This window comes from Conyzicola lurida (genome assembly GCF_014204935.1).
In the GTDB taxonomy this organism is placed as follows: Bacteria; Actinomycetota; Actinomycetes; order Actinomycetales; family Microbacteriaceae; genus Conyzicola; species Conyzicola lurida.
This window is the reverse complement of sequence record NZ_JACHMJ010000001.1, coordinates 2,646,395-2,659,919: the sequence shown is the minus strand read 5'-3', so window position 1 is coordinate 2,659,919 and position 13,525 is coordinate 2,646,395. Positions and strand designations below refer to the sequence as shown.

Below are 13,525 nucleotides of genomic sequence, written 5' to 3'. Positions count from 1 at the left end.
ACAACACCGCGCGAGGCGGCGGGGTAGCGCAGCCGGGCGCGCTAGCCGATGGCCAGCAGCACGTGGCCCGAGGAGACCGTGGTGCCGACCGCGGCGTTCAGGGACGAGACGGTGCCGTCCTTGTGCGCGACGATGGGCTGTTCCATCTTCATCGCCTCGAGCACGAGGATGAGGTCGCCCTTGACGACCACGTCGCCATCCGCGACCGCGAGCTTGACGATGGTGGCCTGCATCGGCGCCTTGACGCTGTCGCCCGTGACGGTGGAGACCGATCCGGCGCCGCGGCGCTTGGGGGCGACGGCGGCCGAGACGGAGCCGGTGGAGGGGAGGAGCTTGGTGGGCAGCGATACCTCGATGCGCTTGCCGTCGACCTCGACGACCACGTTGTGGCGGGTGGAGGCCGCTGCGGTGTCCTGCAGCGATCCGCTCCACGGCTCGATGTCGTTGTCGAAGTCGGTCTCGATCCAGCGGGTGTAGATCGAGAACGGCGAGGACGTGAAGGCGGGGTCGCGCACGATCTTGCGGTGGAACGGCAGCACGGTCGGAAGACCGGCGACCTCGAACTCGTCGAGGGCACGGCGCGAGCGCTCGAGGGCGTCCTCGCGGGTCGCGCCGGTGACGATGAGCTTGGCGAGCAGCGAGTCGAACGCGCCGCTGATGACGTCGCCCGTGGTGACGCCGGAGTCGACGCGCACGCCGGGACCGCCGGGGAAGCGCAGCACGTTGACCGGGCCCGGTGCTGGCATGAAGTTCAGTCCGGGGTCTTCGCCGTTGATTCGGAACTCGAACGAGTGGCCCTGCGGGATCGGGTCCTCGTAGTCGAGCACGCCGCCCTCGGCGATGCGGAACTGCTCGCGCACCAGGTCGATGCCCGTGACCTCTTCGGAGACGGGGTGTTCGACCTGCAAGCGGGTGTTCACCTCGAGGAACGAGATCGTGCCGTCCTTGGCGACGAGGAACTCGCAGGTGCCGGCACCGAGGTAGCCGACCTCCTTGAGGATCGCCTTCGACGAGGCGTACAGCTCGGCGTTCTGCGCCACCGTGAGGAACGGGGCCGGCGCCTCTTCGACGAGCTTCTGGTGGCGACGCTGCAGCGAGCAGTCGCGGGTGGAGATCACGACGACGTTGCCGTGGGCGTCGGCGAGGCACTGGGTCTCGACGTGGCGCGGCTCGTCGAGGTATTTCTCGACGAAGCACTCGCCGCGGCCGAAGGCGGCGATCGCCTCGCGGGTCGCCGACTCGAACAGTTCGGGCACTTCTTCGCGGGTGCGGGCGACCTTGAGGCCGCGGCCGCCGCCGCCGAACGCCGCCTTGATGGCGACCGGCAGTCCGTGCACGTCGACGAAGTCGAGCACCTCCTGCGCGCCGGAGACGGGGTTGAGCGTGCCGGGCGCCAGGGGCGCTCCGACCTTCTCGGCGATGTGGCGCGCGGATACCTTGTCGCCGAGCTTCTCGATCGCGTCGGGGGACGGGCCGATCCAGATGATGCCGGCGGCGATGACCGCGCGGGCGAAGTCGGCGTTCTCGGCGAGGAAGCCGTAGCCGGGATGGATCGCGTCGGCGCCCGAGCGACGGGCGACCGAGAGGATCTTGTCGATGACCAGGTACGTGTCCGCCGAGGTCGTGCCGTCGAGCGCGTAGGCCTCGTCGGCCAGCTTGACGTGCCGGGCGTCCCTGTCCTGGTCGGCGTACACGGCGACCGAGGCGATGCCGGAGTCTTTGGCGGCACGGATCACGCGTACAGCGATCTCTCCGCGGTTAGCGATCAGAACCTTGGAGATACGAGCCATAGTTCACCAGCTTAGGGGGAGCGAGGCCCCTTCAATTTGGTTGGTCTCCACAAGAATGACCGTGTCGTCACGGAGAGTGCCTACAACTGGCGGTTCCACAGGCTGTGCCACGGCACGTCGAACTCCAGCAGCAGCTGCCGCACGAGCGCCACCGACAGCCCGACGACGGAGTGCGGATCGCCCCGCACCTCGGCGATGAACGGTGCCCCGAGGCTGTCGATCGTGAACGCGCCGGCCACCTGCAGCGGCTCGCCGGTGGCGACGTACGCGTCGATCTCGGCGTCGCTGATGTCGGACGCGAACCGAACGGTCGACGTCGACACGGCGCCGGTCGCGCCGCCGACCTGTCCGCCGCGGTGGTCGATGAGCCAGTGGCCCGAGTGCAGCTGCCCCTCCCGGCCGCGCTGCAGCTTCCAGCGTTTGATCGCGATCTCGGGCAGGTGCGGCTTGCCGTAGACCACCCCGTCGAGCTCGAACATCGAGTCGCCGCCGAGGATGAACCCGTCGATCGGGGCGCTCATCTCCGAATCGGGCGACTCGAGCATGCGGCCCACCACGGCCTCGGCCTTGAGCCGTGCGAGCAACAGCACCGTCTCCTCGGGCGTGGTCGGCGGGGCGGCGGCCACTGCGGCATCCTCGTCCACGAAAGAGGGGAGCAGGATCGGCTCGACACCCACCGCGCGCAGCGTCGCGAGCCGGGCGGGAGAGGTCGACGCGAGGTAGAGACGCACGGTCACTCCTAAACTCGGGGGATGGCTGAATCGCAGGGACAACAACTAGAGCTCGACGTTACCAACATCGCGCACGGCGGTATCTCCGTCGCGCGGCACGAGGGGCGCGTCATTTTCGTCGGCGACGCCATCCCCGGGGAGCGCGTGCTCGCCCGCGTCACCGAAGACTCCAAGAGCTCGTTCTGGCGCGCCGACACGCTCTCGGTCATCGAGCCGAGCGAACACCGCCAGATGCACGTCTGGTCGTCCGCGAGCGTGGCACGCAAGCCGGAAGACCGCGCGGGCGGTGCCGAGTTCGGGCACATCGTCCCCGCCCACCAGCGCGAACTCAAGCGCCAGGTCGTCGTCGACTCGCTGAAAAGATTTGCCAAACTCGAATCGGATGTCGCAACCGGCGTGACCGTCGAGGAACTGCCGGGCGACCCCGACGGCACCGGATGGCGCACCCGGGTACGCCTGCACGTCGACGCGTCCGGCCGCCCCGGCCCGTACGCCGCGCGCTCGCACCGGGTGATCCCGGTCACCGAGCTGCCGCTCGCGACCGCCGCGATCCAGGAGGCGGCCCCGCTCGCCGCCCGCTTCGTCGGCGAGGAGCACGTCGACATCGTGCAGGCCGGAACGGGAGGCGCCCGACTCATCGTCGGCCAGCAGAAGCCGACCACGATCACCGAGTACGTGGGCGAGCGCGAGTTCCGCCTCGCCGACACCGGTTTCTGGCAGGTGCACACGCACGCCGCCCAGACCCTCACCAGCGCGGTGCAGGAGGCGATCGACGGCGAGCTCTTCGACCCGCGCGCCCACAACCTCGACCTCTACGGCGGCGTCGGACTGCTCGCCGCGGCCGTCGCCGACCGGTTCGGCTCGTCGACGCGCATCACCAGCGTCGAGAGCGACAAGGCCGCGACCGGTTTCGCCTCGCACAACCTCTCGGAATGGATCGGCGCCGAAGCGGCGACCGGACGCGTGGAGAAGTGGATCGCCCAGCTCGCGTCATCCGCCAACTCCCACGACCGTGCCCGCCTGCGGGCCTCGACGATCGTGCTCGACCCGCCCCGCTCGGGAGCCGGCAAGCAGGTCGTGCAGAGCATCGGCGGCCTGCAGCCCGCACAGATCGTCTACGTCGCCTGCGACCCGGTGGCGCTGGCCCGCGATATCGGCCTGTTCGCCGACCGCGGCTACGATCTCACGGCTCTGCGCGCGTTCGACCTGTTCCCGCACACGCACCACGTCGAAGCTGTGGCCACACTGACAAGACGCTGAATACTGGTGCGCGCGTCTCTCGCACGGGAGCCTGTCTCATCGTGAGACTATTACCTTGGCAATTCGCGTCCAGGCGGTTGCTTTTTCGGTGCAGACAGGATTTTGATGGTGCAGTCAGGGCCTTACTCTTCGGGTGAAACGGGGGTTGTCGCGCCGGTGCGCGTCGCCGTCGTCGACGACCACGAGTCGGTTCGTCTCGGGCTCAAGGCCGCCTTTCTCGGCGAGGGCTTCGAGTTCCTGATCGCTGCGGCGTCGGTGCGCGAACTGGTGTCCGGCCTCGACGGCCGCGAGTGCGATGTCGTTGTGCTCGACCTGTCGCTCGGCGACGGTTCCAGCGTCACGGAGAACGTCAAGCAGGTGCAGGCCCTCGGCTCGGCCGTGCTGGTGCACTCGATCGCCGACCGCGTCGCGCTCGTGCGCGAGGCGCTCGCCGCGGGAGCCGCCGGCGTCATCCCCAAGTCCTCCGCCACCCGCACCGTCATCGCCGCCGCCGCCAGCGTCGCGCGCGGCGAGGTGCTCAACAACCTCGAGTGGGCCACGGCCATCGACGCCGACGGCGACTTCGCCCGCGCCGAACTCGGCAGACGCGAGCGCGAGATCCTGCACCTCTACGCCTCCGGCCTCCCGCTCAAACTCGCCGCGCAGCAGTTGGGCATCAGCTACTCGACGGCGCGCGAATACCTCGATCGAATCCGAGTCAAGTACGTCGAGGTCGGCCGTCCCGCGCCGACCAAGGTCGACCTGCTTCGCCGGGCCGTGGAAGACGGCATCCTTCCCGGTCTCGACTCGGATGGCGGCGATGGCCACTAGCGGTCCGCCCGTCCGCACCGTCCCGGCCGGCAAACGCAGCCCGATCAGCCGTCTGCAGATCGACGGGTTGATCTCGCGACTCGTCGCGGCCTTCGCCCTCGTCTTCGGCCTGCAGACGCTGCCGGTGCTGTTCAGCCAGATCGGCGACTCGAACCCCGTGTGGGGCGCCATCGTGGTGCCCGCCCTGTACGCGAGCTACGTGGTGATCCTGATCTCGGCGCTCGCCCAGCGCTGGGTCGTGGTGAGCAACCTCGTGTCGAGTGTGCTCTTCCTCGTGGTGCTGGCGACCTGGCCGCTCGCCGTCACCGATCCCGGCAGCAGCGACGGCAGCATCTACTGGACGTCGTTCCTGCTCACGCTCGCCACGGCGACGGCGACGGTCGGGTTCTCGCTCCCGGTCGCCACGATCTACCTCGTCACCGTTCCGACGATCTACGGCCTGATCCGGCTCACCCCGGCCGGCGGCGGCGTGCGTCCGCTCGACGCGACGCTCGAGACGGTCTACGCGATCCTCATCGGCGGAGCGGTCGTGCTGATCATCGCCCTGCTGCGGCAGGCTGCTGCGGCGGTGGATGTCGCACAGTCCGCCGCGCTCGACCGCTACTCGCTCGCCGTGCACGCGCACGCGACCGAGATCGAGCGCGTCCAGGTCGACGCCATCGTGCACGACAGCGTCCTCACCACCTTCCTCTCCGCGGCGCGTGCCTACACGCCCGAGGCCAAGCGCATCGCCTCGACCATGGCCGCGAACGCCATTGGCCACCTGCGCGACGCCGCCCTCGTGAACCCCGACGACGGCGGGACGGTCAAGCTCTCCTCCGTGCTGCGACGCGTGTCCGAGGCGGCCGCGAGCATGAGCGCCCCCTTCGAGGTGCGCACGCGCGAGGTCTCCTCCCAGTCGATGCCGCTGCAGTCCGCCGAGGCGGTCTACTCGGCCGCGGTGCAGGCGATGGTCAACAGCCTCCAGCACGCCGGCCAGGACCCGCGGGTGACCCGCTGGCTCACCATCCGCGGGGTCGACCCCGACGGCATCGAGGTCGAGGTCGGCGACACCGGCGTCGGCTTCTCGTTCGTCGACCTGCCGTCGGAGCGGATGGGCCTCCGCGTCTCGATCGTCGAGCGCGTGACCAACGCGGGCGGCTCGGTCGAGATCGACTCGGCAGTCAACGAGGGCACCGTGATCTCCATCCGCTGGCCGAAGGCCGAAACGACGGCGCGGTCCGTGCTGAGCGACCGCCCGCGCGGTCCGTTCGCGAACGGGGGAGCAGCGTGATCGCCATTCCCCGCTTCGTCATCGTCGGCATCGCCCTCGCCTTCTCGCTGTACCACGTGGTGCTCGGGTCGATCACGCTCGATATACCCCGGGATGACGCGCCGGTACTGGCCGCGATGGGAATCTACCTGCTCGCCACGGCCCTGAGCCTCGTGCGCAAAGGGCCCGCGAGGATGCCGGCCTGGATGGCCGCGTTCAACGTCGGCGTCGTCGTCGTGATCCCGCTTCTCGTCACCCGCGAGCTCGACCCCGAACGCGCGGGCGGCAACGGCTACGCCACCTGGTACGTCGCCGCGGTGGGCACGCTCATGGCGATCACCTCGACCCGGCGTCGGCACTTCTTCGCCTGGGTCGGCGTCGGCTTCCTCGTCATCCAGACGGTGGTCTGGTCGGGGCCCGCGTCCCTCATCACCCTCGGCGTCGTCGGCAGCGTCTCCTGGGTGGTCATCTCGCACGTGCTCAGCCGGTCCATCGCCAAGGCCACAAAGGACGCCAGACGTTTCGCCTACGCCGAGCGTGAGGCCGCCGACTGGCAGGCCGCGCAGGAGGCGCACGTTTTCGAACGCCAGTTCCGTCTCGGGCAGACCAGTTCGATGGCCCTGCCGATGCTGCGGCGCATCGAGCGCAGCGGCGGCGAGCTCACCGAGGAGGAGCGCCAGGAGTGCCTGTACCTCGAGGGCGCCATCCGCGACGAGATCCGTGGACGCAACCTGCTCAACGACGCGGTACGCGAGCAGGTGATGATGGCCCGACGGCGTGGCGCGATCGTCACCCTGCTCGACGAGGGAGGCATGGACTCCGTCACGGGCCTCGCCCGCGAGCGGGTGTTGAACGAGCTTGCCCGGGCCCTGCGCGGCAGCGAGGCCGACAAGATCATCGTGCGCACCGCGGCGTCGAGTTCGGAGACCGCGGTGACCGTCGTGGGGCTGCGCAGCACCGGCGACGGCGAGGACGGCCCGCTCGGACCGCAGGAGTCGGACGACGAGGACGACGAGGACGACGAAGTCGACCTCTGGCTCGAGATCCCGAAGCCCTAGAGCCAAGCCTTAGGGCGAGACACGCGCCGGGGCCACACGCGCCTCAGCGCCAGCGCACGCGCGATCGCGTGTTCGCGCGTTAACGACAACAGGGCCGGAGATAAATCTCCGACCCTGCGTCAAACTCCGAGTCAGGACACTAACCCGAATAGTGCCCTGACTCGCCTCCATGAATTAGCCCGCTTACCCTAGTCGGCTAATAAATGGTGGTGTAACTCGATGAGAGACACCTAGCACTAGTAATAATGCCGGTTCGCAATATGTTGCACAGTCGTCATTTAGGGGGACAGCGGGGGTACATTTTTTTCCGCCTGTTGTCACCCCGCCAGTAATTTACTGAACCCCTCGGTAATCCGCAACGAAAAGCGGGGTACAACTAGGTATTTTCGGGGCTATTCAGCGGTCATCGCGGGCGTTTTCGGCTGATAAGCGCTCACGATCTTGCGGAATCCGCCGAGACGCTTCGACGTGACCGATCGGGCGGGGTCCGGACCTCGGTAGTTTCTCAGTAGTGGCGGACGGGAACTAGCCCGAGAAGCCGCGCCATGTACCCCGGCCGCGCTCGATCGGGGTGCGCACGGGGCGCTGCGACCGCTGCCAGGCCGAGGTGACGGGAGCGGTGTCGCGCTCCTGGGCCTCGGCGAATTCCTCGAGGGCCGCGGTGACCACGGCGGTGACCGCCGCGACCTCGGCAGGGGTGGGGTCTCCCGCCACGATCGAGAAGGAGGACGGCTCGCTCACAGCGGGATGTTCCCGTGCTTCTTGGGCGGCAGGGTCGCGCGCTTGGTCTTGAGGGCGCGCAGCGCCTTGATCACGACCACGCGGGTGGCGGCCGGTTCGATGATTCCGTCGAGCTCGCCGCGCTCGGCCGCGAGGAACGGGCTCGCCACGTTGTAGGTGTACTCGTTGGCGAGCTTGGTGCGCACTGCGGCGACGTCCTCGCCCGCGGCCTCGGCCGCCTTGATCTCGTTGCGGTAGAGGATGTTGACGGCGCCCTGGCCGCCCATGACCGCGATCTCGGCCGTGGGCCAGGCGTAGTTGAGATCGGCGCCGAGCTGCTTCGAGCCCATCACGATGTACGCGCCGCCGTAAGCCTTGCGGGTGATGACGGTGACGAGCGGCACGGTGGCCTCGGCGTAGGCGTACAGCAGTTTCGCGCCGCGGCGGATGACGCCGGTCCACTCCTGGTCGGTGCCGGGCAGGTAGCCGGGCACGTCGACGAGGGTGATGATCGGGATCGAGAACGCGTCGCAGAAGCGGACGAAGCGCGCGGCCTTCTCGCCGGCCTCGATGTTCAGGGTGCCGGCCATGGCGCTCGGCTGGTTGGCGACGATGCCGACCGAGCGGCCCTCGACGCGGCCGAAGCCGACGACGATGTTCGGCGCGAACAGCGGCTGCGTCTCGAGGAAGTCGCCGTTGTCGACGATGTGCTCGATGACGGTCTTCACGTCGTACGGCTGGTTCGGGCTGTCGGGGATGAGCGTGTTGAGGCGACGGTCCTCGTCGGTGATCTCGAGCTCGACCGAGTTCTCGTAGACGGGCAGCTCGGCGAGGTTGTTGTCGGGGAGGAAGCTGATCAGCGACCGCGCGTAGTCGAGGGCGTCGCTCTCGTCGCTCGCGAGGTAGTGCGCCACTCCGGAGACCTTGTTGTGCGTCAGGGCGCCGCCGAGCTCTTCCATGCCGACATCCTCGCCGGTCACTGTCTTGATCACGTCGGGGCCGGTGACGAACATCTGGCTGGTCTTGTCGACCATGATGACGAAGTCGGTGAGGGCGGGGGAGTAGACGGCGCCGCCGGCCGCCGGTCCCATGATGATCGAGATCTGCGGGATGACGCCGGAGGCCTGCGTGTTGCGACGGAAGATCTCGCCGTACTTGCCGAGGGCGACGACGCCCTCCTGGATGCGGGCGCCGCCGGAGTCGAGCATGCCGATGATCGGAACGCCCGTCTTGATGGCGTGGTCCATGACCTTGATGATCTTCTCGCCGGCGACCTCGCCGAGCGAACCGCCGAAGATGGTGAAGTCCTGGCTGTAGACGGCGACCTGGCGGCCGTGGATGGTGCCGAGCCCGGTGACGACGGCGTCGCCGTAGGGGCGCTTCTTCTCCATGCCGAACGCGTGGGTGCGGTGGCGCACGAACTCGTCGAGCTCGACGAACGAGCCGTGGTCGAGCAGTTCTTCGATGCGCTCGCGGGCGGTCTTCTTGCCGCGCGAATGCTGCTTCTCGATGGCGGCCTCGCCGCTCGCCGTCACCGCCTCGTGGTACCGGACCTTGAGGTCGGCGAGCTTGCCCGCGGTCGTATAGAGGTCGGGCTTGCTGTCGTCGTGAGTCACGGGTTTCACTCTACTGGTCGGTCTTTGGGCCAGACCGTTGGCGAAACCCTACAGAATCTGCCGCCGTCCTTGAACGGGTGTCGCGATCTGGTCATTTTCTGTTCACCGTTAGACCGTCCCCGCGTCACACACCGCCCGTAACGTCACCACATTGGCACCCGCCCGGGTCGCCCTGGGACGGAGACACAGTGAGCGGTAGTGCCGAGATCGTCGCCGTCATCCCGGCGCGCGGTGGATCCAAGGGCATTCCGCGCAAGAACCTGCGCGAGGTCGGCGGTGTGCCGCTCATCGTGCGGGCCATCCGCAGCGCGCGCGCCAGCGATTCGGTCGACCGGGTCGTGGTGACGACGGATGACGCGGAGATACGGGCCGTCGCGCTCGCCGCGGGCGCGGACGTCGTCGACCGGCCCGAGACCATCGCCGGCGACGAGGCCAGCTCCGAGGCCGCGCTGCTGCACGCGCTCGACGCGCTCGACGACCGGGGCGTCTCGACCCGCATCCTCGTCTTCATCCAGGCCACCTCGCCGTTCATCGACACCGACGCGCTCGAGGGCGCGATCGCACGGGTCGACGGCGGAGAGGCCGACGTGGTGTTCGCCGCCGTGGAGACGCACGCGTTCCTCTGGCGACTCGGCGACGAGGGCGCGACGGGGATCAACCACGACCACAGCTTCCGCCCGCGCCGTCAGGACCGCGAACCCCAGTGGCAGGAGACCGGCGCGTTCTACGTGATGCGTGCGGCGGGGTTCCGGGAGCGCGGGTACCGGTTCTTCGGCAGCGTCGGGGTCGCGGCCGTTGACGAGCGGTACGCGATGGAGATCGACACTCCGGAGCAGCTCGCCGCGGCATCCGCCCTCGCCTCGGTCATCGACCCGGCACAGGGGGGCGTCCGCTCGATCGACGTCGACGCCGTCGTGACCGACTTCGACGGGGTGCACACCGACGACCGCGTGCTGGTCGGCGAGGACGGCAGCGAGTTCGTCACCGCCAACCGCTCCGACGGCATGGGCGTGCGCCTGCTGCGCGAGGCGGGCGTGACCGTGCTCATCCTCTCCACCGAGGTCAACCCCGTGGTGGCTGCCCGCGGGCGCAAACTCCGCGTCGAGGTGCTGCAGGGCCTCGACGACAAGGCGACGGCGCTCACCGAGTGGGCCGCCGCGAACGCCATCCCCCTCGACCGCGTCGCCTACGTCGGCAACGACGTCAACGACCTCGGCTGCCTCGCGATCGTCGGCTGGCCCGTCGCCGTGGCAGACGCCCACCCCCTCGTCATCTCCGCCGCCCGGGTGATCCTCACCCGTCGTGGCGGCGACGGCGCCGTCCGTGAACTCGCTGAGCTCGCGTTGCCCAACAGAGAAGGAACAGCATGACAATCAGCATCGGATCTCACTCCATCGGCGCCGGTCACCCCGTCTATGTCATCGCGGAAATCGGGCTCAATCACAACGGCAGCGTCGAGCTCGCCAAGCAGATGATCGACGTCGCCGCCGACGCGGGCGCGCAGGCCGTCAAGTTCCAGAAGCGCACCCCCGACGTGTCGACGCCCGAGCACATGAAGAGCGTCATGCGCGAGACGCCGTGGGGCACCATGACCTACCTCGACTACCGCTACCGGGTCGAGTTCGACCGCGAGCAGTACATCGAGGTCGGCGACCACGCCACGCTGCGCGGCCTCGACTGGTTCGCCTCCCCGTGGGACGAGCCGGCCGTCGCGTTCCTCGAAGACCTCAACGTGGTCGCGCACAAGGTCGCGTCGGCGTCGGTCACCGACATCGGCATGCTGCAGGCGCTCGCCGCGACCGGCAAGCCCGTCATCCTCTCCACCGGAATGTCGACGATGGAGCAGATCGACGCGGCCGTCGAGGTGTTCGACCGCGACCAGCTGATCGTGCTGCACGCCACGTCGTCGTACCCGATGCCCACCGAAGAGGCCAACCTGCGCATGATCCCGACGCTCGCCGAGCGCTTCGCCGGCGTGCCGGTCGGCTACTCGGGACACGAGCGCGAGCTGCAGATCAGCCTCGCCGCGGTCGCGCTCGGCGCCACCGTGGTGGAGCGCCACCTCACGCTGGACCGCGCGATGTGGGGCTCCGACCACGCCGCGTCGCTCGAACCGCAGGACTTCGCGCAACTCGTGAGAGACATCCGCGTGGTCTCCGAGGCGCTCGGCGACGGCGTCAAGCGCGTCTTCCCGGGCGAGCTGGCACCGCTCGCCAAGCTCCGCCGCGTGCAGGCCTGATGCGGGCGCTCGCCCTCGTCGACACCGACTCCTACGTGAAGTGGGGGGCCGCGCTCCTCGCGCAGCTCCCCGCGGAGTGGGAGCGCGAGCTCGCCCTGGTGGCGACGCCCGCGCAGCCGAGCGAGGCCCAGCTGGCGGCCGCGCTCGACGGGTCGGGGTTCGACGTGGGCGGGCTGCTCCACGTCGAGCTGCGGTCGCTGACGGAGCGGGTGGCCGCCCAGCTGCCCGACGTCGTCATCGTCGCGATGCGCGGGCCCGCGGCATCCGTCGTTATGCGGGTCCTCGCCGACCTGCCCCACCGGCCGGTCCTCGTCAGCGGGCTGCCGGGAATCTCGATCCCCGCCACCTGGAAGGCACTGTTCTACCGCGGGCAGGCGGACCTCATGGTGCTGCACTCCAAGCAGGAGATCCGCGAGTTCACGGTCGTCGGGGCCAAGCGCGGCTGGAACCACACGCTCGGGCTCGCGACGCTCCCCTTCATGAGCGACCGCACGGCGGCCGACGGGCGCGACATCGTGTTCGCGGTGCAGTCGATCGTTCCCGACGCGCTCGCCGACCGCGAACGGGTGCTCGACATCCTGCTCGCGACGGCGCGGCACAACCCCGACCACCGGGTCGTGATCAAGGTGCGCGCGCTCGGTGCCGAGCAGCAGACCCACGCCGAGGCGCACAGCTATCCCGACCTGCTCGCGGCGCGGAGCGACGTGCCGTCGAACATCGTCGTCGCGGCGGGACCCATGGCCGCGGCGCTCGACACCGCGCGCGCCCTCGTCACGGTGAGCTCGACCGCGGTGATCGAGGCGGTCGCCCGACACATCCCGGTGCGCGTCATCGACGAGTTCGGGGTGTCGCCCGAGCTGATCAACACCGTGTTCGTCGGCAGCGGGCTGTTCGGCAGCGGCGAGGCGATCCGCCAGCTGCGCTTCGAGCACCCGCGCGCCGACTGGCTCGACGACAACTACTTCCACGACCCCGCCGACAACGACTGGCTCGCAGCGCTCGACGGGCTGCTCGCGGCCCGCGCCGCCGACGCGCTCGCCACGCGGCCCTCTCTGCGGGGCTCCGCCGGGGGACTGCTGCGCCGGGCGTGGGAGCGCAAACAGGCGTTCGGATCGCACGACCGCACGGCGCTCGGATTCGTCGCGCTGTTCATCGGCGTGCCCGCCCGGTCGATGGCGCTCGCGCGCCGTCGCCGACGCAACGAGGGGGAGGAGCACCGCTGGGTGGCGACTAGCCTTGACGCATGAGACTTCCCCGCAGTGCCGCCGTCGTCGACGACCTGGCGGTGTTGCCCGAGGTCGGTTCGACCAATGACGCGCTGGTCGCCCGCGTCGCCGCCGGCCCGGTCGACGACTTCGCGGTCGTGGTCACGGGCAGCCAGACCGCGGGACGCGGGCGCCTCGGCCGGGTCTGGGTCGCGCCGCCCGGTGCGAGCCTCTCCATCTCCGTGCTGCTGCGGCCCGTACTGCCCGCCGGCGAACCACTCGACACACAGCACTACGGCTGGTTGCCGCTCATCGCGGGTGTCGCGATGACGCGCGCCGTGCAGTCGGTCGTCGAGCCGTCGCGCGTGGGCCTCAAGTGGCCCAACGACGTGCAGATCGACGGCCTCAAGGTTTCCGGCTTGCTGGCCGAACTCCTCCCCGGCGGCGACGCGGTCGTGGTCGGCGCGGGGCTCAACCTGTCGCTGACCCGCGAGCAGCTGCCCACCCCTGTCTCGACGTCGCTCGCCCTCTCGGGTGCCGCTCTCGAGGGCGACGAACTGGCGGATGCCGCGCTGAGCGTCTACCTCACGACACTCCGTGAGCTCTACACCGGGTTCGTGCGGCTCGGGGCCGACCCGCTGGGCAGTGGTGTCGCCGAGCAGGTGACCGACCTCTGCACCACGATCGGCCAACGGGTGAAGGTCGAGCTTCCCGGCGCGCCCGACCTGGTCGGCAGCGCGGTGGGTATCGACGACGCGGGCCGCCTGCTGGTGCGCGCGAGCCTGGATGGCCAGGTTACGGCTGTCGCCGCGGGCGACGTGACACATCTGCGGTATGAATAAGG

The 13,525-nt window shown here is 69.5% G+C and carries 12 protein-coding genes; 8 read left to right on the top strand and 4 right to left on the bottom strand.

Annotated elements, in window-relative coordinates; all coding sequences use genetic code 11:
- Positions 1 to 41: 41 nt before the first annotated feature.
- Positions 42 to 1,790, bottom strand: a complete 1,749-nt coding sequence (locus HD599_RS12970) for an acetyl/propionyl/methylcrotonyl-CoA carboxylase subunit alpha (protein ID WP_184238224.1) — start codon at positions 1,788 to 1,790, stop codon at positions 42 to 44.
- Between the two features lie 80 nt (positions 1,791 to 1,870).
- Entirely contained in the window at positions 1,871 to 2,527 is a 657-nt protein-coding gene (locus tag HD599_RS12965) for a Maf family protein (protein WP_343062060.1), read from the bottom strand.
- 15 nt (positions 2,528 to 2,542) lie between these two features.
- On the opposite strand from HD599_RS12965, the gene HD599_RS12960 reads away from it, so the two are divergent.
- The 4 genes from HD599_RS12960 (at position 2,543) to HD599_RS12945 (ending at position 6,901) form a co-directional block, all read left to right on the top strand.
- Positions 2,543 to 3,781 carry a class I SAM-dependent RNA methyltransferase gene (locus HD599_RS12960; RefSeq protein ID WP_184238222.1) on the top strand — a complete coding sequence of 413 codons (1,239 nt, stop codon included), beginning with the start codon at positions 2,543 to 2,545 and terminating at the stop codon, positions 3,779 to 3,781.
- A 105-nt stretch (positions 3,782 to 3,886) separates the two neighbouring features.
- On the top strand, positions 3,887 to 4,591 hold the full coding sequence (locus tag HD599_RS12955; protein WP_184238220.1) for a response regulator transcription factor: 705 nt from the start codon (positions 3,887 to 3,889) through the stop codon (positions 4,589 to 4,591).
- Complete coding sequence (locus HD599_RS12950) at positions 4,581 to 5,864, top strand: sensor histidine kinase (protein ID WP_184238218.1); 1,284 nt, start codon at positions 4,581 to 4,583, stop codon at positions 5,862 to 5,864. Before HD599_RS12955 ends, HD599_RS12950 begins: the two co-directional genes overlap by 11 nt.
- A complete protein-coding gene (locus HD599_RS12945; protein WP_184238216.1) occupies positions 5,861 to 6,901 on the top strand; it encodes a hypothetical protein in 1,041 nt (346 codons plus the stop codon). The genes HD599_RS12950 and HD599_RS12945 overlap by 4 nt, the downstream gene beginning before the upstream one ends.
- A 525-nt stretch (positions 6,902 to 7,426) precedes the next feature.
- Here the strand turns inward: HD599_RS12945 and HD599_RS12940 are convergent.
- Entirely contained in the window at positions 7,427 to 7,642 is a 216-nt protein-coding gene (locus HD599_RS12940; protein ID WP_184238214.1) for an acyl-CoA carboxylase epsilon subunit, read from the bottom strand.
- Complete coding sequence (locus HD599_RS12935) at positions 7,639 to 9,237, bottom strand: carboxyl transferase domain-containing protein (RefSeq protein WP_184238212.1); 1,599 nt, start codon at positions 9,235 to 9,237, stop codon at positions 7,639 to 7,641. The genes HD599_RS12940 and HD599_RS12935 overlap by 4 nt, the downstream gene beginning before the upstream one ends.
- Positions 9,238 to 9,425: 188 nt before the next feature.
- Between HD599_RS12935 and HD599_RS12930 the strand changes: the two genes are divergently transcribed.
- Genes HD599_RS12930 through HD599_RS12915 form a run of 4 tightly spaced genes read left to right on the top strand, consistent with a single transcriptional unit; the run spans position 9,426 to position 13,523 of the window.
- Positions 9,426 to 10,607 carry a cytidylyltransferase domain-containing protein gene (locus tag HD599_RS12930; RefSeq protein ID WP_184238210.1) on the top strand — a complete coding sequence of 394 codons (1,182 nt, stop codon included), beginning with the start codon at positions 9,426 to 9,428 and terminating at the stop codon, positions 10,605 to 10,607.
- Positions 10,604 to 11,476 (top strand): N-acetylneuraminate synthase family protein, encoded by an 873-nt coding sequence (locus tag HD599_RS12925; protein ID WP_184238208.1) that lies wholly within the window; start codon positions 10,604 to 10,606, stop codon positions 11,474 to 11,476. The genes HD599_RS12930 and HD599_RS12925 overlap by 4 nt, the downstream gene beginning before the upstream one ends.
- The gene (locus HD599_RS12920; protein WP_184238206.1) at positions 11,476 to 12,723 is read left to right on the top strand and encodes a DUF6716 putative glycosyltransferase; all 1,248 of its coding nucleotides are present in this window, start codon (positions 11,476 to 11,478) and stop codon (positions 12,721 to 12,723) included. The genes HD599_RS12925 and HD599_RS12920 overlap by 1 nt, the downstream gene beginning before the upstream one ends.
- A complete protein-coding gene (locus HD599_RS12915) occupies positions 12,720 to 13,523 on the top strand; it encodes a biotin--[acetyl-CoA-carboxylase] ligase (RefSeq protein ID WP_184238204.1) in 804 nt (267 codons plus the stop codon). Before HD599_RS12920 ends, HD599_RS12915 begins: the two co-directional genes overlap by 4 nt.
- The last annotated feature ends 2 nt before the right edge of the window (positions 13,524 to 13,525 follow it).

Excerpts from the sequence above, each read along its gene's own strand:
- HD599_RS12970 (WP_184238224.1), bottom strand. The coding sequence starts at position 1,790 with ATGGCTCGTATCTCCAAGGTTCTGATCGCTAACCGCGGAGAGATCGCT.
- HD599_RS12960 (WP_184238222.1), top strand. The coding sequence starts at position 2,543 with ATGGCTGAATCGCAGGGACAACAACTAGAGCTCGACGTTACCAACATC.
- HD599_RS12955 (WP_184238220.1), top strand. The coding sequence starts at position 3,887 with ATGGTGCAGTCAGGGCCTTACTCTTCGGGTGAAACGGGGGTTGTCGCG.
- HD599_RS12950 (WP_184238218.1), top strand. The coding sequence starts at position 4,581 with ATGGCCACTAGCGGTCCGCCCGTCCGCACCGTCCCGGCCGGCAAACGC.
- HD599_RS12925 (WP_184238208.1), top strand. The coding sequence starts at position 10,604 with ATGACAATCAGCATCGGATCTCACTCCATCGGCGCCGGTCACCCCGTC.
- HD599_RS12920 (WP_184238206.1), top strand. The coding sequence starts at position 11,476 with ATGCGGGCGCTCGCCCTCGTCGACACCGACTCCTACGTGAAGTGGGGG.
- HD599_RS12915 (WP_184238204.1), top strand. The coding sequence starts at position 12,720 with ATGAGACTTCCCCGCAGTGCCGCCGTCGTCGACGACCTGGCGGTGTTG.